Source organism: Marinobacter zhejiangensis, assembly GCF_900114775.1.
GTDB classification, from domain to species: Bacteria; Pseudomonadota; Gammaproteobacteria; order Pseudomonadales; family Oleiphilaceae; genus Marinobacter; species Marinobacter zhejiangensis.
On the sequence record NZ_FOUE01000001.1, the window covers coordinates 411,314 to 430,050 of the forward strand.

Annotated in this window: 16 protein-coding genes; 2 read left to right on the forward strand and 14 right to left on the reverse strand. The window is 60.8% G+C overall.

The window, feature by feature from the left end:
- Positions 1–13: 13 nt before the first annotated feature.
- The 11 genes from tssH to BMZ67_RS01860 all read right to left on the reverse strand — a co-directional run bounded on the left by tssH (position 14) and on the right by BMZ67_RS01860 (position 12,637).
- Positions 14–2,626, reverse strand: a complete 2,613-nt coding sequence (gene tssH / locus BMZ67_RS01810) for a type VI secretion system ATPase TssH (protein WP_092020205.1) — start codon at positions 2,624–2,626, stop codon at positions 14–16.
- Positions 2,627–2,636: 10 nt separating this feature from the next.
- Positions 2,637–3,443, reverse strand: a complete 807-nt coding sequence (icmH, locus tag BMZ67_RS01815) for a type IVB secretion system protein IcmH/DotU (protein ID WP_092020206.1) — start codon at positions 3,441–3,443, stop codon at positions 2,637–2,639.
- Between the two features lie 3 nt (positions 3,444–3,446).
- Entirely contained in the window at positions 3,447–4,781 is a 1,335-nt protein-coding gene (gene tssK, locus BMZ67_RS01820; RefSeq protein WP_092020207.1) for a type VI secretion system baseplate subunit TssK, read from the reverse strand.
- Positions 4,781–5,314 (reverse strand): type VI secretion system lipoprotein TssJ, encoded by a 534-nt coding sequence (gene tssJ, locus BMZ67_RS01825; protein WP_092020208.1) that lies wholly within the window; start codon positions 5,312–5,314, stop codon positions 4,781–4,783. The genes tssK and tssJ overlap by 1 nt, the downstream gene beginning before the upstream one ends.
- Entirely contained in the window at positions 5,311–6,660 is a 1,350-nt protein-coding gene (gene tagH / locus BMZ67_RS01830) for a type VI secretion system-associated FHA domain protein TagH (RefSeq protein ID WP_092020209.1), read from the reverse strand. The genes tssJ and tagH overlap by 4 nt, the downstream gene beginning before the upstream one ends.
- A gap of 28 nt (positions 6,661–6,688) precedes the next feature.
- Complete coding sequence (gene tssG / locus BMZ67_RS01835) at positions 6,689–7,705, reverse strand: type VI secretion system baseplate subunit TssG (protein ID WP_092020210.1); 1,017 nt, start codon at positions 7,703–7,705, stop codon at positions 6,689–6,691.
- Positions 7,669–9,441: a type VI secretion system baseplate subunit TssF gene (gene tssF / locus BMZ67_RS01840; protein ID WP_092020211.1), complete on the reverse strand. Its 1,773-nt coding sequence runs from the start codon at positions 9,439–9,441 to the stop codon at positions 7,669–7,671. Before tssF ends, tssG begins: the two co-directional genes overlap by 37 nt.
- 4 nt (positions 9,442–9,445) lie before the next feature.
- Complete coding sequence (gene tssE, locus BMZ67_RS01845; RefSeq protein ID WP_092020212.1) at positions 9,446–9,883, reverse strand: type VI secretion system baseplate subunit TssE; 438 nt, start codon at positions 9,881–9,883, stop codon at positions 9,446–9,448.
- Positions 9,884–9,886: 3 nt separating this feature from the next.
- Positions 9,887–11,368 carry a type VI secretion system contractile sheath large subunit gene (gene tssC, locus BMZ67_RS01850; protein WP_092020213.1) on the reverse strand — a complete coding sequence of 494 codons (1,482 nt, stop codon included), beginning with the start codon at positions 11,366–11,368 and terminating at the stop codon, positions 9,887–9,889.
- Between the two features lie 76 nt (positions 11,369–11,444).
- A complete protein-coding gene (tssB, locus tag BMZ67_RS01855) occupies positions 11,445–11,939 on the reverse strand; it encodes a type VI secretion system contractile sheath small subunit (protein ID WP_092020214.1) in 495 nt (164 codons plus the stop codon).
- A gap of 206 nt (positions 11,940–12,145) precedes the next feature.
- Entirely contained in the window at positions 12,146–12,637 is a 492-nt protein-coding gene (locus BMZ67_RS01860) for a DUF4442 domain-containing protein (protein ID WP_092020215.1), read from the reverse strand.
- A 175-nt stretch (positions 12,638–12,812) separates the two neighbouring features.
- Between BMZ67_RS01860 and BMZ67_RS01865 the strand changes: the two genes are divergently transcribed.
- A complete protein-coding gene (locus tag BMZ67_RS01865) occupies positions 12,813–13,076 on the forward strand; it encodes an acyl-CoA-binding protein (RefSeq protein ID WP_092020216.1) in 264 nt (87 codons plus the stop codon).
- Positions 13,077–13,210: 134 nt separating this feature from the next.
- Positions 13,211–13,522, forward strand: a complete 312-nt coding sequence (locus BMZ67_RS01870) for a site-specific integrase (protein WP_139214316.1) — start codon at positions 13,211–13,213, stop codon at positions 13,520–13,522.
- Between the two features lie 15 nt (positions 13,523–13,537).
- Here BMZ67_RS01870 and BMZ67_RS01875 read toward each other — a convergent pair whose 3' ends face one another.
- From BMZ67_RS01875 to BMZ67_RS01885, 3 genes are all read right to left on the reverse strand, one after another.
- Positions 13,538–13,978: a hypothetical protein gene (locus BMZ67_RS01875; RefSeq protein ID WP_245749840.1), complete on the reverse strand. Its 441-nt coding sequence runs from the start codon at positions 13,976–13,978 to the stop codon at positions 13,538–13,540.
- A 210-nt stretch (positions 13,979–14,188) separates the two neighbouring features.
- A complete protein-coding gene (locus tag BMZ67_RS01880) occupies positions 14,189–15,457 on the reverse strand; it encodes a DUF1302 family protein (RefSeq protein WP_092020217.1) in 1,269 nt (422 codons plus the stop codon).
- Between the two features lie 2 nt (positions 15,458–15,459).
- Positions 15,460–18,618, reverse strand: a complete 3,159-nt coding sequence (locus BMZ67_RS01885; RefSeq protein WP_092020218.1) for an outer membrane lipoprotein-sorting protein — start codon at positions 18,616–18,618, stop codon at positions 15,460–15,462.
- Positions 18,619–18,737 lie beyond the last annotated feature (119 nt).

Consider the following 18,737-nt stretch of genomic DNA (forward strand, 5'->3'; position numbering starts at 1 on the left):
GATGTTGTCCCAATCAGTTCACGGTGCCGCTAAAGCGGCCATCCAAGACCCCCAGACGGACCTCGCTGACCGGCTCGCGGCTGGCGAGTTTCTCCAGCAGGGCCAGAGACACCGGCGGCAGCAGTTCGCCCTCAATAATCGATTCCAGCATCCGCGCCCCGTTTTCGCTGCGGGTGGCGCGACTGCGGATCGCGGTGACCAGGCCGTCTTCCAGCACCACCTCGGTGTGGTAGCGGTCGCGGATCTGGTCGGCCAGGCGGCCCAGTTTGTCGGCCACGATGCGGTCCAGAGTGTCTTCACCCAGCGGCAGGTAGGGCACCACTTCCATCCGCGCCAGCAGCGCCGGTTTGAAGAACCGGGCCAGTTCCGGGTAGAGCGCCTCCTCAATGGCTTCCGGGGTCTGTGCCTGGTCGACGATGGTCTGGTAGCCAAGGTTGGAGGTGAGGAAGAACACCACGTTCTTGCAGTCGATCAGGCGCCCTTCGCCGTCGGCCAGCTCACCCTTGTCGAAGGCCTGATAGAACAGGTTGAGAACCTCGGGGTGGGCTTTTTCCACCTCGTCCAGCAACACCACCGAATAGGGTTTCTGGCGAATAGCCTCGGTCAGGACACCGCCCTCGCCAAAGCCGACGTAGCCAGGCGGCGAGCCGATCAGCCGTGATACCGTGTGTTTCTCCTGGTACTCCGACATGTTGATGGTGGTGAGGAACTGACGGCCGCCGTAGAGGAGTTCGGCCAGCTGCACCACCGTCTCGGTTTTGCCGACGCCACTGGGGCCGACCAACAGGAAGGCACCCAGGGGACGGCCAGGACGACGAAGGTCGGCGCGGGCAGTCAGCAGGTGCTGGTGCAAGCAGTGTATGGCCAGGTCCTGGCCCTTGATGTGTGCTTCCAGGTACTGGGGCAAATGGGTGATCTTTTCCAGCTCGTCCGCGGTCATGCGGTTCACCGGAATTCCGGTCCAGTCCGCAATCACTTCCGCCACCTGGCGGGCATCGACACGGGCATGCACCAGGGGCTCGTCCTGTTGCAGGGCGTCCAGCTCCTGCTCCAGGGCCGCCGCGGTGTGTTGCAGGGTCACCAGGTCGTCGCCGTCTTCCGCCTCGTTGTCGTCACTGCCCGCTAACAGGCGCTGGCGAACGTCCACCAGCTGTGACACCAGCGACCGTTGGGTGTCCCAGCGCTGTTCCAAATCCCCGGCTTCGGATTCCAGGGCCGTCAGCTGATGGGTGAGCGCCTCACTGCGGTCGTTATCGGTCGCCTGTCCAAGACGGCTTTCCCGTGCCAGCAGGTCACGCTCCATCTGCAGCTGATGCAACTCGCTGCGCACGTGACTGAGGCGACGGGGCGGAGTGGTCAGGTTGAGGCTGACCCGGGCACAGGCGGTGTCGAGTACGTCGATGGCCTTGTCCGGCAACTGGCGCCCGGCCAGGTAGCGGGCCGACAGGTTGGCCGCAGCCTGGAGGGCGTCGTCGGCAATCAGCACCGCGTGAGCTTCTTCGTACACCGTTCGCAGGCCCCTGAGGATATGGACCGCCTGCGTCGGGGTCGGCTCGTCCAGAGCCACTGGCTGGAAGCGACGGCTCAGCGCCGGGTCTTTCTCGAAATACTTCTTGTACTCGCGCCAGGTGGTGGCGGCGATGGTACGCAGCTCTCCCCGCGCCAGCGCTGGTTTCAGCAGGTTGGCCGCATCAGAGCCCCCTTCGCTGTTGCCCGCACCCACCAGGGTATGCGCTTCATCAATAAACAGGATGATCGGCGTCGCGGATGCCTTCACCGCCTCGATCACGCCTTTCAGGCGTTTCTCGAATTCCCCCTTTACCGAGGCGCCGGCTTGCAGGGCGCCCAGATCGAGGGTCCACAATTCGACCTTCTGCAACCGCTCTGGCACATTACCTTCCACAATGCGCCGGGCCAGACCTTCCACCACGGCACTTTTCCCTACTCCGGCGTCACCCACCACGATGGGGTTGTTCTTCCGGCGGCGGCAGAGGATGTCGATCATCTGGTCGATCTCGCTGTCGCGGCACACCACCGGGTCCAGCCGCCCCTCCCGCGCCAGACGGGTGAAATCCGTGGCGTAACGGCTCAGGACATCGAGGTCGGCCGGTGCGGAAGGCGCGGCTCCGCCAGCTCCGGTCTCCTGGGGCTGCTCCACCGAGCCTTCAGTGAGCCGGTTGAACTGCTTGCGCAGCTGTTCACGATTGATGTCCACCAGGGGCTGGCTGATGACCGGCGCGAGGTAACGGTCGGCATTCAACAGCAACGCCAGCAGTACCGCACCGGAACGCAGCTGGGTATGGCCCAGCTCGGTGGACGCCAGTAGCCAGGCGTCCTGCAGCAGCTCAATCAGCAGTGGTGAAAACGAAGGGTAAGGCTCGGCCGTCCGAGGCTCGCCAGACAGGCTGTCGCCGACCACCGGTTGCAGGGCCAGGGCATCCACTCCGGTGTGCTCAAGGATCTGGCGCACATCGGAAAACGGGGTTTCCAGCAATTTGAACAGCAGGTGGGCCGGGGTGATCTCCGCACCCTGTCGGCTGATGCACAGCGCCGCAGAGGCTTCCAGCCCCTCACGGCAAAACTCGTTCAGGCGCCCGATCAGCGCCGGCAGTTCTACCCGAATCACAGTGATCTCCTTATTTCGGGAGTTGTTCCAGTACGCTGAGCACGTCCTTGATGCGTTCGTTCAGCGCCATGTTGTAGAGGTGGTAGACACCCGCCATCGCGGCCGCAAACAGCCCCCCCATCACCCACAACGGCAGGCCACGGCGAATACGGTTGCGGGCCGGGGCGACGTTATCCAGCGGCTGGCTCAACGGCGCCGCTTCAGCACCGGCCAGTTCCTTCAGCTGGTCGTAGAGCCCGCGAATGACCTGGTCGTATTCGTCGCGACCATTGGTCATCACCTTGTAACGCCCCTCGAACCCCAGGCAGAGACACAGGTAGATAAACTCCAGCATGTCGCGGTAGCGCGAGGGCTCCTGTTCCATTCGCGACAGGATGGCAAACACCTTTTCGCCGCCCCAGGTTTCGTTGTGGAAGCGCGACAGCAGGGACTGCTGTGACCAGACGCTGTGGGCACCCCAGTCGGTCCCCAGCACCGCCTCGTCGATAAACGCGCAAAGCACATAGCGATAGGCCACCACCGTCGGCCGTTCGTAGCCCTGCTCCACCAGTTCCCGGTCGATATCCGCGATCTCGTCCACCACCTGCTGGTAGAGGGCGGGCACACGCTGGAAATCCGCCAGCCGGCGGACCCGCACCACCAGCCCCAGCAGTGGGTTGGCAGCATCGATCAGACGGTTATCCTCGCGCCCCCGTAGCAGGAAACCGTCGTCGGCGAGCGCCGGCGACTCAGCGCGACTGTCGGCGAACAGCAACTCGCTGAATCCGCTGTCCTTGCGATATCCATTGGGTGCATCCATCACCGCTGCATCTGCCATGGCTTAACTCCTGATTGCCCAGAATTGCATTTCCATGCCCGGGAAATCCCCGGCCACGTGGAAGGCGAATCCGCTGGCGTTGTCCAGCATCTGCCAAGCCTGGCTCTGTTCGTCCAGACGGAAGTAGATAAAGCCGGCGTGGTAAGGCAACTGCCGCGGAGCCACCGGCAACGGCGCCAGGGGTACACCGGGCAATTGCAGGCTGATGAGGTCGCGAATTTTCTCGACCGACGCCACCTTGCACTGCTGCACAAACTGCTTGCGCAAGTCGTCCAGCGGCATGTCCGCCTTCACCGCCAGAATGAACTCGGCGTTGCCGATCAGCTGGCGATCCTGGATGGGTGCCACAGTCAGGCCGTACTGCCGCTGCTGGAGCTGGATCGACAGGGCACGGGGCTCCAGCACCGTACTGAGGGCCTGCCTCAGTACCTGCATCAACGGGGTAAACGTCGGCTCCGGAAGGTCGTGATCGTAAGCGGCATACTCCTGCGGCAGCCGGCTCTCGTCGGTGAAAGTCACCAGTTCACCACACAGCTCCAGCAGTGCCTCGAACAGCCGCTCCGGGTGGAGCTGGCGCAGCCGGGCCAGGTGCATGAGGCGGGGGTGAGCCCGATTCAGCAGCTGCAGCAACATGAAGTCGGCGACATCGGCCACGCCCCCTTGCCCCGGTGCACCAACCCGGTCGGCGATGTTACGGGCCCGCTCCCGCATCAGCCCCGCCATCTCGCCCACGAAGCGCTGCAGCCGCGGCGCCGCACGGACACTGAGCATGGTGGGCAGGAAGTTGGTGTCCATCACCAGACTGCCGTCGGGGCGTTTTTCCAGGATACGGCCAATCGCCAGGGCGGCGTAGGCGCTCATGTCCTCTCGTTCCAGCATCAGTCGCGGAGCCACTTTCGCCACATCGATGGTGTGGCTGTCGCCATCAATGGAATGGAGGTCACGGATTTCGGCACCCTGAGCCCGGAAGCGCCCGCTCACCGCCGACTCCGGCCAGGCCACTTCCGCCAGGTTGTCGCTACCCAGTGGCAGCGCCAGGTACACCACCTGATTGGCCACTGAGTCGTCGGTGATTTCCAGCGGCTCCGGCATCACATCGTCCTGGGGCAGGCTGAAGCGCGTGCCGTCAGGGAACAGGCCATTGGCCCTTACCAGACCAATGCGACCAAAGCTCAGGTACTCGGCGTTAAGCTCCAGACTGCTGAAGCCGTAGAGGTAGTCAGAGAGCGCCAGACCCCGTTCATGGATCTGATGCTCCAGGTATCGTTGCTGCTGCTGGAAATGCTGGGGCTTGATGAACAGCCCGTCGCTCCAGATTACCCGGTTATTCATGGTCATCAGGATTCATCCGAACGCGTCAGTTGCACTTCCCGCTCACGCAGGTTCACCAGCAGGTGATAACGACCGCCCATGGGGTCCACCCGCACCACCTTCTTCCACTGGGACATGTTGGGGTAGGCGTAGAAGGCAATAACCCCGATAAAGCGGGTTTCATCGCTGATTTCAAAAGGTTCAACAAACTTGAACTGGCCCGGCACCAGGGTGTAGTCGGCGTGATCGACGTAGTTGCGGCCCAGGGAGTCTTCCAGCTCCGTCAGCAACTGGTCGAAATCTGCCGCCATAATTCGCGAACTGTCCCTAAGCTCCACAATCTGGAAGGCAATAGGAGTGGGCGCCAGGGATTCGTTGGGGTTCACGTCCGGCTCCGCCAGCATGGTCAGGTCAACCCGGCTAGGCAGGTCCTCGGGATAGCCCACCGGAATGTCGGGGTCCCACAGCACCTGGGCGGTCTTGGTCACGGCGTTGTAGGGCGTGCTGCACCCGGCCAGGGCCAGCACAGCGACGAGCAAACTCCATTTGCAGTACTTCACGACAGGTTCTCCCTTTGCAGTTGTCGCAGGTGTTGGTCGTAAGCCTGTTCAAACACCTCCTGAAACAGGCGTTCAAACCCTTGCTGACGACTGGAGCTAAGCTCCCGGTAGTAGTGTTGATACATCTGCCAGGCCCACTCCGCCTCGTTCTCGTCCGCCTGCAAGCCCCGGCGATAGCCGTGAAACCGGCGCAGCAGCGCAGCAGGCGAGAACGCATGAAGGATGGCCTCAAGGGCCTCGGCAATGGCGGCCTGTGTCGCCTGTTGGTGTTGCCGCAGGCCTTCCAGGCTCTCCGCCACCGCAGCCGGGGCCGACAGGTGAACCGGGCTACGCTCGCCGGCAAACAGCGTCTGTATGGTGCCGTTGTAGTCCTGCGGCAGGCGTAGCGGGTTGTCCTCAATAGGCTGCAGCCGCGTCCGCAAGGCACGGTGACGACTGTCTTCCTGCTGATGCAGGGACAACAGCCCGTTGATGGTGGCTTTCAGGGTGGCGCCGGCCTCCTCCAGGAACAGCCGCATATCGTCGCTGTCGGCGAAACTCAGTTCGGCCGCCATGCCTTTCAGCAACGGCGCACCGCTGATGTGCTGGCGACTGGCATCACCCGGACTGTCCGTCGTGGTGGGCTCCTGGCCCGGTGTTGGTTCTGACATCCTGTCATTCCTGTTCAGTTGTTGCGGGTTTACCGGCAGGCCCAGCGCGACGTCACGGTTATCCCGGTACTCATCCGTCACCGGGCTGGCATCGGCAAACCAGCTGGCCTGGTGGGCGAGCATGGTGCCGCCCTCCAGCGACCCTGCTGACGCGGGCTCATCCCCACGCGTCAGGCCGGCCAGGGGGTCATCGCTGACCGTTTGGGCCGGGGCCGTCGGCAGGCCCGACAGGGGCTCGCGTCCTGCCCCTCCAAACTCGTTGGCAGACAATGGCCGGCGCAGCGCACCTTCCGGGCCATCCACCAGCGATTCACCCATACCGGCGGAGGCATCCAGTGCCGGCATCTCGATGGCAGGTCCAGTGACCAGCTCGGCCTTAAGCTGGTAGCGGCCAATACTGATCACATCACCGCTGGTCAGCCGTGCCCGCCGCCCGCGACCAACCGGCTGGCTGGCGCTGTTAATGTAGGTACGGCCGCTGCGATCAATCAGGCAATACCCGCCATCGATGAAGCGAATCTCGGCATGACCGGCCATCGCTCCGGTGCGATGCCCCGACAGCTGCCAGCTGTCACTGGGTGCGGTGCCGATCGAGCCACCCTGGGGTGTGAACAGGTAGTCACTGCCGACCCCACTGGCCACCGCCGCCGAATTGGCGATGATGAGCCGTAAGTTGGTTGCTGCTGTCTCTGCCATGGTTGCCTTTCCCTGCCTGGTATGGCCGTTATCGTCGGATCTGGATCCGCACTGCGGGCGTTTCCCGCGCTTTGTCCGGTTCCACAAAGGAGTTCCAGCCCAGACGCATCTCCTGCCCGAGTTTCATCGGTCGCACGTCCTGGTTACGCATGACCAGTTCCAGGTCATAGGCCAGCTGGTCGCGGGTGCAGAATTCCACCAGCTTCACCAGACGCTGGTGATCGCGGCCGTTGGGCAGAAAATCGGCAAAGCGTTCCTTGCTGAGATCCTGCAACCGCAGCACAAATTTGCCACTGCGATCCCGCACCGACCTCCCCGCCAGGGTATCCACACCCAGGCTGGCGTTGCTGCGGCCGAGCGCGGTCTGCTGGTCACGGGGAATAGCAACCTTGCGCAGCACCCACTGCTCGATGTCCACCCGTTCCAGGTCGAAACAATGGGCCACGATGCCACTCACCACATCGGGAGACCGGCTGCGCCCGGCCATCAGCCCGGCGTAGGCCAGCATCTTCGACCAGGGCACCGGGGTTTCACCGCGCAAATGACGGTCACCCAGTCCCACCAACGCAAAAATGTGGTCGGAAAAGCCATCACTGGCGCCCGGCTGGTAGCGGACGTAATAGCGGTACTTGCGCCAGCTGCGGTGAAACAGCGTCAGCAGGCGGTGATTGAAGAAGTCCAGGAAATGCCGGCGGATGCCGGTCTGCTGGCCCGCCTCCCAGGCCAGATCTTCCAGGTAATAGCCCGGCAACGGCGACTGCGATCCGTGCAGGCCAAGGAAGCTCACTTCCATCTGGTAGGGCGCGTGCTCATGTTCCGGCGACAGCGCCGACACCACATCACTGCCCGGAAACCCTAGGCCAGCAGACGCGGAAAAGCGGATACGCTCCTGACTGGGGCGCTGGTCCACGCCACGTTCCAGATCATCGCCATGGTGCCGGTGGATCAGGTCCACCAGCTGGAAAAAGCTGTAACGCCGTGCATTGCCCAGAACGGGCTGCAGTTCGGCTACATCAGCGGCTGTTGCCCTTGCTGTAACGTCCATGTGTACCGTTCCTGGTTATCGGTATTCACCACGTCCAGGTGGTGAAAGGCATTGATACTTGCGTACAGGGAAAAGAACCGGCTCAGCACCGTGCCAAACAGGTACAGGTCGCCTTCACTGGCGAACGCCTGCTGGTCCAGCTGCAGCACCGACCGGATCCCTCTCACCGGCAGCCCACGGACCATCCGGTCCACCGGCTTGGTCTCGATGCCACGAATACCCGCCAGCCGCTTCTGTGAAATCCGCTCGGCCTGGCGATCGGCCAGCGCCCGGAAGTCATACACCCGCAGAACCGTGCGCAAGGCGTCTTCATCCAGCAGTGACAGGTAATTCAGCGACAGGTTGGAGATCAACGTCCACAACAGGCTGCCATCCAGCGATGGCCGTAACGACCTTGACGGCCGGGTCACGTTGCTGAAGGTGGCAAACGCCGGTGTACTTTCCGACGCCATGCAGACCTCCCCCACCGCCAGTTGCTCCGGTAACTGGCGATTGCTGCAGGTCAGGGTCAGCGACACGGCTTCCTGGCGACTGAGGCAGTCCGACTCATCGCCGCGAACGAAGGCAATGTAATGATCGAAACCATCGCCCCGGACACTCTCACGCACCCGGCTCCGGTAATACAGCGCGTTACGGCCATGCTCCCGTTCCACCTCGTGCTGGAAACTCTCAAAGGCGGTGTAGAGGCGTCGCTCCCCTCGCCCAGAGCGGCCCTCCAGCCAGCCTTCCACCTGATCGACACTGAACACTTCGTAGTGCTCCGGTGAACGGCTCGACGGCGAAATCCGGTACTCGGTCTGGCGACCATTGAGATCCACCGGATCGGCCTCATGGCTGAACAGGTTGATGGCCGGGGTGCAATAGAGCTGAAAGCTGTCGTTATGGATCTTGGCTTCCGGCGGCAACAACCGGCTAAAGCGAAAACGCAGGCTGATCTCATCCACCTGCGCCGCTGGCAACCGCCCTTTCAGGCCGGCCACATCAACAAAGCGAAACGCGTCCGGAAAACTCAGGTACTCCTGGATAATCCGATAACCCGGATAGGCATTCTTGGGGTATGGCAACAGCGCTTCGTCTTCGGCAAAACCCACGGGGGTCAGTCCGCTGACCGGCAGGTTAATCACCTGATCGCCCACCACCAACTCCATGCCCTGCAGGTAATGGTTGAGCCACAGGTACAGCGTCTCGCCTACATGGCTGTCGCCCCCCAGGAAAAACCGCAACCGTTCGAGCCCAAGCTGGGACAGCGGCTGGTCGGTGTGCAATGCCAGCGCCAGGGTCACTACCGACATCTCGCGGGTGTGCTCGGCACGGGCCTCGGCCAGCGTCAGCGGAAACACTTCGACATCACGGCAGGTACGGAACCGGCACTGGACCTGGCGCTGATGATCCCCCACCGGACGGCTACGAACCTCGGTATGGCGCGGCACGCCCTGACGTTCGCTGATGGCATGGAGCTGCGGATCAAACCGCATGATGGTGCAGCTCGGTACCGGCCGCAGGTAGTTGGGCCACAGCATGTTCAGCAGCGAGTGGGTAATTTCCGGGAACTCGTCCTCGACCTTCTCCCGCAGCTTGCCGGTCAGGAAGGCAAAGCCCTCCAGTAACCGTTCCACATCCGGATCGGTGCTCTGTTCCGACAGGAACCGGCTCAGTTGTGGGTGGGCCTCGGCAAACTCCCGCCCCTGAAGCCGGAGGAAGCTCAGTTCATCCCGATAGAATCTGTTTAACTTCACGACGTTACACCACGCGATAATAGCGTTTGTCGTCCAACAGCAGGTCAATGGTGGTCTTATCGTCAGCGGAGCCCACACGCAGGTACACCGTCACCTGGAACCGCAGCTGAAGTGGATCCGGCCCTTGCGGCAAAGCAACCACATCGACCCGGTTAACCCTGGGTTCGAAGCGTTCAATGCACTGGCGGATCGCGCTGCGGATCTGGATATTCAGGTCGTGGGTACCCAGGGTAGCGTCATTGAAATCCAGCAAGCCCAAGTCCGGCGCGCTGGCACTGTTACCCGGATGGGCATTCAGCAGCCGCACCAGGTGACGCTTGATGGATTCCACCACATGGGCCATTTCCCCCATGCCCTGCCCGGCGGGATCGGCGGCCCGTTCGAGACGTTCGAACAGGCTGCCGCCCATGACCTGAACACCCTCAGCGGTGTCCCTGGCCATGGTTTACTCCTTGTCGAGACGACCGACCAATGACAGCTCGAAGTTGGCTCCCATGTACTTGAAGTGCGGACGCACCGCCAGCGAGACCTGGTACCAGCCCGGATCGCCTTCCACGTCAGAAACGATAACCTTGGCGGCCCGCAGTGGGCGACGGCTACGAACGTCCGCAGGCGGGTTTTCCTGGTCGGCTACATACTGGCGAATCCAGGTGTTCAGTTCCCGCTCAAGATCCTGACGCTCCTTCCAGGAGCCAATCTGCTCGCGCTGCAGCACCTTGATGTAGTGCGCCAGGCGGTTCACGATCATCATGTACGGCAACTGGGTGCCCAACTTGTAGTTGGTTTCCGCTTCCTTGCCTTCCTTGGTGTTCGGGAACTGTTTGGGCTTCTGCACCGAGTTGGCGGAGAAGAAGGCCGCGTTGTCGCTACCCTTGCGCATGGTCAGGGCAATAAAGCCCTCGTCCGCCATTTCATACTCACGGCGGTCGGTGATCAGCACTTCGGTGGGAATCTTGGCTTCGAGCTGGCCAAAGGACTCGAACAGGTGCACCGGCAGGTCTTCCACCGCACCGCCGCTCTGCGGCCCAATGATGTTCGGACACCAGCGATACTTGGCGAAGCTTTCGGTCAGGCGGGTCGCCAGCAGGTAGGCGGTATTGCCCCACAGGTAGTGCTCGTGGTCAGCGCTGACATCTTCCTTGTAATTGAAGCTGCGCACCGGGTTCTCGGACGGATCGTAGGGCGTACGCAGCAGGAAGCGCGGCGCTGTCAGCCCCAGGTAACGGGCATCTTCCGACTCCCGCAGGGAGCGCCACTTGGCATACCGGGGGCCTTCGAATACCGCCTTCAGTTCCTTGATGGCCGGCAGCTCCTGATAGCTGTCGACCCCGAAGAAAGACGGCGCCACAGATGACAGGAACGGCGCATGAGCCATGGCGCCAACCGATGACACAAACTGCAGCAGCTTCATGTCCGGGGACGATGGGCTGAAGGCGTAGTTGCCCACCACAGCACCCACCGGCTCACCACCAAACTGGCCGTACTCGGTCGAGTAAACGTGCTTGTAGAATCCGGTCTGAGTGACATCAGGGGCGAATTCGAAGTCTTCCAGCAACTCTTCCTTGGTGGCGTGCAGGATGTCCACCTTGATGTTTTCGCGGAAGTCGGTGCGGTCAACCATCAGCTTCAGGCCGCGCCAGGATGATTCCAGTTCCTGCAGCTTGGTCGCGTGCAGAACTTCATCCATCTGGGCGCTGATCTTGCGGTCAAGCTCAACCACCATCTGGTCCACCAGCGCCTTGTTGACCGGCTGGCCTTTTTCGTCGCTCTTCAGCAGGTTGGCGATGAACGTGGCAACACCACGGCGGGCGACGTCATAGCCCTCATCGGCCGGCGCCATACGGCTGTTGGCCATCACCTGGTCGAGCAGAGATCCTTCGGTTACGGATTCGGAGGCAGCGGATTGCTGCACAGCAGTATCAGACATACCACATCCCTTCAGTACGTTGTGTCAGATAAAATCAGAGAACTGCCACCACCCTGGCGGCAGATATCGCTACCGGTCAGCCGGCATCGCCGGTGGCCAGGTCCAGCTCACCAAGCAGCTGCTCACGCGCGGTTTCGTTGTCGAGCAGTTCCTGCAGCTTGCTGCGGAACGCCGGCACATTACCCAGCGGGCCTTTCAGTGCCACCAGCGCTTCACGGAGTTCGATCAGCTTGCGCAGCTCAGGCACCTGGCGGGCAATGCTGTCAGGAGAAAAGTCTTCCAGGCTCTGGAATTCGAGATTGACGGGGAGTTCTTCGGCGTCATCTTCCAGCTTGTTGGCAACGGTGGTGGTCAGGGTCAGGCCCGCCTCTTTCATCACCGACTGGAAGTTGTTCTTATCGACGGAAATCGCCTTGCGGTCTTCGATGGGGGTTTCTTCAGGCTGTCCCTTGAAGTCGCCAACAACAAACATTTTCAGCGGCAGTTCCATTTCTGCCTGCTGATCACCGGTGGCGGGGACATACTTGATATTGATGCGCTCTTTAGGCGCGACGGAACCGTCCTTAGACATGGCCTTTGCTCCCTTGATCCTTTAGGGTTGATTCGATCCTTCGGGCGTACCCTCCCGGTACGCGACGGCCAAACTCTACACAGGTCTCTGGCCCTACTCAAGCAACAAATCGCCAGTTTTATGAACTCAGGCGCATTCTGGGGCAAAATTTTGCCCCAGTCATATCGCTTAAACAGTGCACTGGCAGCCGGCCAGAGTCTGGCCTGTTAACGCTTCTTCGGCGTCCAGGCCCACACCATCTCAACCTCGATGGGCTCTTTCGCCTCGCTGTCGTGGATGGTGACTGCAACGGCGGTATCGCCTTTTTCTTCAGAACGCATGCGCTGCTTCTGCTCGTCTGTCAGGTGAGCTTCCACCCGCATGTCGCCTTTGGCGCGCTTGGTGTACTCAGCCTTAACGGTCTTGATCACCGGTACTTTGTCATCCGGCACGTTCAGGCCAACCAGGAAGCCGGTGGCCGACTCTGCCAGCAACAGTGATGCCACAGCGTGGACGCCGCCGATATGGTTCTGGACCCGGCGCTTGTTGGCGATGCTGATGACGCAACGGCTATCGTCCAGGGATTCGATACGAATGCCTGCGGTTCCGGTAAACGGCACCGCCTTGCCAAAAAACAGCGACAAGGCACGGGACCGGGCAAATTCTGGCAATTGATTAATTTTGCTGACAATTCCAGCAAGTCGATTGGTTGCGGCCACGGGACCTTCCCTCCATAATTTCAGTTGGCTAGCTTATAATCCGGCGCGGGACAATAACCCATTCGTCCAAGGAAAGAAATGAAAGGACAATGACGCTCCGGACCCGACTGACCTAGAATGCCAGTCACGCTGACTAGCGGCGCAAGAGACACCTGACAATCAAAGGGATAAGAACATGAGTGACCTGAAAGCCAAATTCGAAGAAGCCGTCAATTTCATCCAGACAGCGGAAGGCGACACCAAGCCGTCCAACGAACTGAAACTGGAATTCTACGCCCTGTACAAGCAAGCCACCGAAGGCGATGTAAACGGCAAGCGCCCCGGCATGATGGACTTTGTTGGCCGCGCCAAGTATGACGCTTGGGAAAAGGTCAAAGGCATGTCCGCTGACGACGCCATGCAGAAGTACATCGACCGCCTGGGTGCCCTGAAAGGCTGATCAGCGCCTTGCTGATGGCGGACCGCAATCGGGGCGATCCGCCATCACCTTGCCCATCGACCTTTGCGACGTTCAAACGTTTGTCATATGATGCGGCGAATATAACAACAACAATGTACCCGGAAGAACTCACCATGCATCCGATCGAAGCGTTGGAACACACGCAGCCAGGCCTGTTCCAGCGAGTTACCCTGGCCATTCACAAGCATCAGTTGAATCAGCGAACCGAACAGACTTACCTGCACTGGATTACCCGCTTTGTGCTGTTCCACGAGCAGAAAGACGTCACCGCGCTGGAAAACGATGACCGCCAGCAGTTCCTCCATTACCTGAGTGACCGTATCCAGCTGTCGCGGGCGCGACTGAACCAGGCCCGCCAGGCCCTGACATTTTTCTACGAAGATGTGCTGGAAAAACCGCAAGTGGCCACAACGGCTGCAGCCTGATCAGGACTGCAGCCGTCAGCGTTCGGATACGCTGGCGCCGAAGCTCCCATAGGTTCGGTTGGTTGGCGGCTGGATAGCGTAGTTATTCCCATGCACCTGGCCGGGAATGTTTCTGGGGTTACTGAAGCGAATGTCGGCAGGAATCTCGGAACGCCCCAGGTCGGTGCGGCTGTCATTGGGCTGCAGCGCCAGCGGATCAAGGTAGAAATTCTCCTCGCTGGTGGCCACCGGCACCCCGGCCGCGGGTGCAGACAGCCCCCCTTCAATAACGGTATCGGACAGTGAATCCTCCGCCATCGACGTCAGGCCAATGGTATGCACCGTGGTTCTTTCCTGATAGCGAAACGCAGGATCACCTACTGGCTGTCCCGCCCCATCCTGGGCCCAGACGTTCCACGGCCCGGCCAGACAGACCATCACCAAGCCACACCCGATTGATTTGTACACGCGATCCATACCCGTAACCCCAGCGCACCGTTCACCAGACTTTGACACAAGCAACCGGACATCGACACAAACCAGCAAGCGTCAAGTCCGGGTGTCATTTTTTGAACAGTTTATCGGCAAATCTAACAGGGTGTTTGGTTTGTCGCCAAATTTGTGACGATATTCACTGGACATTTTGGGCCAATGTATCGTTTTAATGCCCACAGCGTTTACCCAAAATCACCAACTGAGCATCGCACCGATGTAAATCCGGCTGCTGTCATGGAAGCGACCAAAGGTGCCGGACCGGTCGCCACTGAAGACATCCCCCCCAGCCGACAACTCCCAGCGAGAGCTGACCCGATAGTTGGCAGACAACTGGCTCAGGGCCTCCTGATCCTGAACATCGTAAATGGTCAACAGCTCCATGATCAGGGCATCGTTCATCAGCTCCTGCCGCGCCAGGAACGTCAGTTGTTCCCGGTGCCGCTCCAGATCAGCGTCAGCCTGGTGACGCCATCTCTGGAATAGCTGGGCGCTAAGCAGCAAATCACCGGAGACACTGTAATCCAGCCCCACGACATAGCTGGTCTCGCGGGTGCTCTGCCAACCCTGGTAACCAGCCTGGGCGTAACGCCTCTGGCTCTCGCTGCCGATCTCTCCCCGCAGTGTCAGGCTGCCAAAAGCGCGGGCCGCCGTGGCGCCAAACAGGTGGGAACGGTTGTAGTTGAACGTCGTGACCATAGCCACCGGGTCAACCTGAACCAGCGGATCATCCACCGTATGGAACAGGTAGTTCAGAGTCAGGTCCCAGCCGCCAGCAAACGCGCTGGCCCGCAGCCCACCATCACCCTGCCGGCCCGATTCGGGCCGATTAACCCGGAACTCACCCTGGCCGTCAAACGGATCCTCGAACAGGGCATAGGTCGCCCCAGGCAACATAGACTCTGTGACAGACCCATCCGGCACCCAGACCAACTGCACAGTCCATCCCGACACCGGGATTTCTGCCTGGGCCGACCACAGGGGAACTCGCCGTTCTTCCAGATCCGGCATAATGAACTCCCGGTAGGTCAGCGGGTTGATGACGTCCAGCACCCTCAGGCCGTCGGCCTGCCCCCAGACAATCTGCTGCCGCCCAATCCGGATAAACGCTGAGCCGAGGTAGTGATCCAGATACAGCTCGCGCAACTCCAGATCCGTCAGATCATTGGGAAAGTAGGCGCGAGAATCCCGCGCCCGAAATGGCTGTGATGGCTGGCCCGGATCGAGGTTGTCCTCTACATCCACCCGAACCAGGCCTTCCGCGGTTACCTTAGTGCCGTAGCCCAGACGACCAACAATCTGCGGCCGCCATGTGACACTGTTCTTTTGCCAGTCGCCGGATTCATAGCTGTAGGCCGACTCCAGCGCCAGGGTCGACGACCAGTCGAGGGCCTGGACCGGCCCCAGCCAGCCCAGCCCGCTCAACAACGCCACCAGCCCGCAGGCTCGCACCTTGGTACCCATAATCAGTACCCCCGCGTCAGGGCGTGGGTTTCAAACAGGCGTGGCGGCACCTCGGCATGATAATCAGTGTCTACAAACTGCATACGGGTGGTATGGCCGGTCTTGTGGTTCTCTGCCCGCACCTCCAGCACTGACCAGATACCGTCAATCTGCTCGATACCCATGGCATGAACCGTCTTGAGGAAGTTTCCACCTTCATCCCAGAATTCCCACAGGCGTGGCATCCAGATGGTGGAATCAATGCGCATCAGGACCCGGCTATAACCCAGGGCTTCGGCAATTTCGGGCGTGCGCGGCAACGCCTCCACCACCCAGGTATGATACCCATCCACCTGGGCCTCGCCCTCCAGGGAGAACACATAGTCGGCCGCCTCGATCTTGCTTTCCTTCTTGATTTCCTCGTAAGTGAAATCAGTACCCAGGAAGTAGTCACCGCGGTCAGACGCAGAGATTCGACGCACCTTGCGCAGGGCCGGCAGGTACAGCCACTGGTCATCGTCCTGATTGGCATCCGGGTAGTCCCAGGTGAGAAACCCGGTGCCGCTGACACTGGCCGGTTCGGTATAGAAGATGATGGTTTTTTTGGTATCCCCGTCATAGCGGCGGAAAGCCCGGGTCTGCTCCACCCGCTCATTGCCGTGGCGGTCTGTCAGTGTGAGGATCATGTCCCGCTGGACCGATTCACCATCGTCACGGGCGTTCATTCGTTCGATGATCGCCATCACCTCGGGAGGCTCTTCACTGGCGCTGGCCAGCTGGATCGAGCCCGCGATTGCGACCAACAAGGCCACCCAGGCCGCGGTTTTCCACAGACTGCCGGAGCGGCCAAACAGGAACGCCGGACGAAACACCACCGCCAGCGCCGGCAACAACACCAGGCTCGCCACAAAGGCGATGGACACGGACAACGCCACCAGCAAGCCAAAGTTCACCAGCGGCGGCACCTGGCTGGTCATCAGCACACCGAAGCCCAGAGCCACAGCCAGCAGGTTGTACCAGAGCGCCCGGCCGGTGGAGGCAAATACAGTACCGATGCGGTCCGCCAGCGATGCCTTACCTTGAGCCGACAGTTCCTGACGCAGCCTGTCCAGCGTATGGATAGCGAAATCCACACCCAGCCCGATGGCGATAGCAGCGAACATGGAAGTACCCACACCCAGCCAGATTCCCCGGATCGCCATCACCGCATAGATCACCAGGATGGCCAGTCCTACCGGCAAGGCAGCCATAACCCCGGCAGCAAACGAACGAAACAGCAACGCCGCCATGGTCAACACGGCCAGGAATGAGATCAGCACACTGTTAAGGTGGCTGGCAGCAATCCCGCCAATCCAGTGGTAGTCAACGTTGACCCGGCCACTCAGGTTCGCCCGTACTGCACCATCGAAGCGGTCGTTCAAGTACGCCTCGACCTGTGGCACCAGTTCGCGGGACACCAGATATGAACCACTCTGCAGGGTGGCCCGCACCAGTGCGGTCTGACGGGGGGAGTCGATCCGGTTCTCGAAGTCGGTGGGATCGGCCGATGCGCTGTAGAGCAGGAACAGCTGGGCGATCAGGTTAGGGTCATCCGGAATCCGGTAAAAACGGCTGTCATCTTCGTTGACCGCCTTGTTCATCTGCTTGATGTAATCAACGATGGACGTGGTGCCCTGTACCGCTGACAACGACGCCAGGAACACCTGGAGGTCTTCAATCTGGCGCAGAACGCCCGGATCGTAGAGACCTTCCGGGGCCGTCGTCTCAATCACCACATCCAGGTAATGACTGCCGTCCATACGCTGGTTGATCAGCTTATCCGCCTGATAGATCGGCTCATGGTGCTGGAAGTTTTCAATTCGCTCCTCGTTCACCACCACCAGGCTGGTACCGGCTCCCGCCGCCAGTGCCAACACTAAACCAACGCAGAGGGTCCAACCCGGGCGACGCAGGCTGGCAAACGACAAAGCACGCACTAACAGAGACGACGCTGGCCGGATAACGCCCTCAGCCCGCAGGCGCCGGCTGGGCCGGAAGCGCAGCACCGCCAGCAGCGCCGGAATGACCAGCAGGGTCAGCAGCCAGGCAGCCACCACCGCCAGCGCGCCGAACACGCCAAAATACTGCAACGGCGGCATGTCATTGCTGGGGTAAAGCGCAAGGAAACCAGCAGCCGTGGTCAGGGTGGTCAAGGTCACCGGTCGCCACATCCGCACCATGGTTTGGACGATGAGGGCATGGTGGTCAGGGCTCTCGCCGGCGGCCACGGCTCGCGCCCCAGCTTCGTAGTAGTCTGAAAAGATATGCACCGAATCCGCGACCGCGACCCCGATCATGCAGACAATCAGGCCGTTGGTGATCACGTAGAATTCCACACCAGCACCGGCCATTACCCCCAACGTAACCGCAACCGTTCCGGCCACAACCAGGTTGGGTATCAACGCCGCCCGGGGCGTGAGGAAGGCCAGGATCAGGACAACCGTGATGATCAACCCGGCCAGCGGGTTGAGCCTGCGAGCGTCCTGGTCCACATAGGATGACAGGTAACCCGCAACCGCGCCCTCCCCTGCCACATGGAGCTGAACGCCATCCGGGACCGGAGCCTGCCCGACCAGCGCCATCACCCGCTGATAGGTAGCCTCGGCATCGTTTTCATCCAGCAACTCCGCAACAATCAGGGTGGTCGAACGGTCGCGGGCGACCAGGGTGCCCTGATACAGCGGGAAGTCACCAATACCCTCCCTTATCCAGTTAACCCTGGCCGCGTCCAGATCACCATCAAGGAACTTCTCTACCGCCATCCCGGCAGCATCACCCTCAATATTGGATTCCGTCGCCAGACTGGTGATGCCATCCGGGTCAATGTTCTCCACCAACTTCAGCCGCGCCGAGAGCCACTGCACCAACGCGAGGGTTTCACTGCGATAAACGCCGGACTCGCCGCCATCCGCTACCGCGATGACGATGGGGTCTTTCAGATTGAAGCGCTCCTCCACCGCTTTCCGGTAGATCAGTGCAGGGTTGTTCTCGTCAATGAACGCATCCGCCTGGGTGTTCTTCTGCAACTGCCCCAGCTGGCTCGCGGCACCCGCTATCAGCAGGAGCGACAGCCCCAGTACAAGCCAGCGCCACCGGACCACTTGCCGAAAGAACCTTGAAGCAAATTCATTGGCTGGTTTCATGTTGATCTCCTGTTTCAACTCCAATTAAGTGTATTTACACTTTAATGGGTGATTAAAATTATTTGCGGCTGGACAGCGCCAACCTTGTCTCCGATAATTGTGTATATACACTTATTGTT

Excerpts from the sequence above, each read along its gene's own strand:
- tssB (WP_092020214.1), bottom strand. The coding sequence starts at position 11,939 with ATGTCTAAGGACGGTTCCGTCGCGCCTAAAGAGCGCATCAATATCAAG.
- BMZ67_RS01880 (WP_092020217.1), bottom strand. The coding sequence starts at position 15,457 with ATGGGTACCAAGGTGCGAGCCTGCGGGCTGGTGGCGTTGTTGAGCGGG.
- tssG (WP_092020210.1), bottom strand. The coding sequence starts at position 7,705 with ATGGACGTTACAGCAAGGGCAACAGCCGCTGATGTAGCCGAACTGCAG.
- BMZ67_RS01865 (WP_092020216.1), top strand. The coding sequence starts at position 12,813 with ATGAGTGACCTGAAAGCCAAATTCGAAGAAGCCGTCAATTTCATCCAG.
- BMZ67_RS01875 (WP_245749840.1), bottom strand. The coding sequence starts at position 13,978 with ATGGATCGCGTGTACAAATCAATCGGGTGTGGCTTGGTGATGGTCTGT.
- tagH (WP_092020209.1), bottom strand. The coding sequence starts at position 6,660 with ATGGCAGAGACAGCAGCAACCAACTTACGGCTCATCATCGCCAATTCG.
- icmH (WP_092020206.1), bottom strand. The coding sequence starts at position 3,443 with ATGGCAGATGCAGCGGTGATGGATGCACCCAATGGATATCGCAAGGAC.
- BMZ67_RS01870 (WP_139214316.1), top strand. The coding sequence starts at position 13,211 with ATGCATCCGATCGAAGCGTTGGAACACACGCAGCCAGGCCTGTTCCAG.
- BMZ67_RS01885 (WP_092020218.1), bottom strand. The coding sequence starts at position 18,618 with ATGAAACCAGCCAATGAATTTGCTTCAAGGTTCTTTCGGCAAGTGGTC.
- tssE (WP_092020212.1), bottom strand. The coding sequence starts at position 9,883 with ATGGCCAGGGACACCGCTGAGGGTGTTCAGGTCATGGGCGGCAGCCTG.
- tssC (WP_092020213.1), bottom strand. The coding sequence starts at position 11,368 with ATGTCTGATACTGCTGTGCAGCAATCCGCTGCCTCCGAATCCGTAACC.
- tssK (WP_092020207.1), bottom strand. The coding sequence starts at position 4,781 with ATGACCATGAATAACCGGGTAATCTGGAGCGACGGGCTGTTCATCAAG.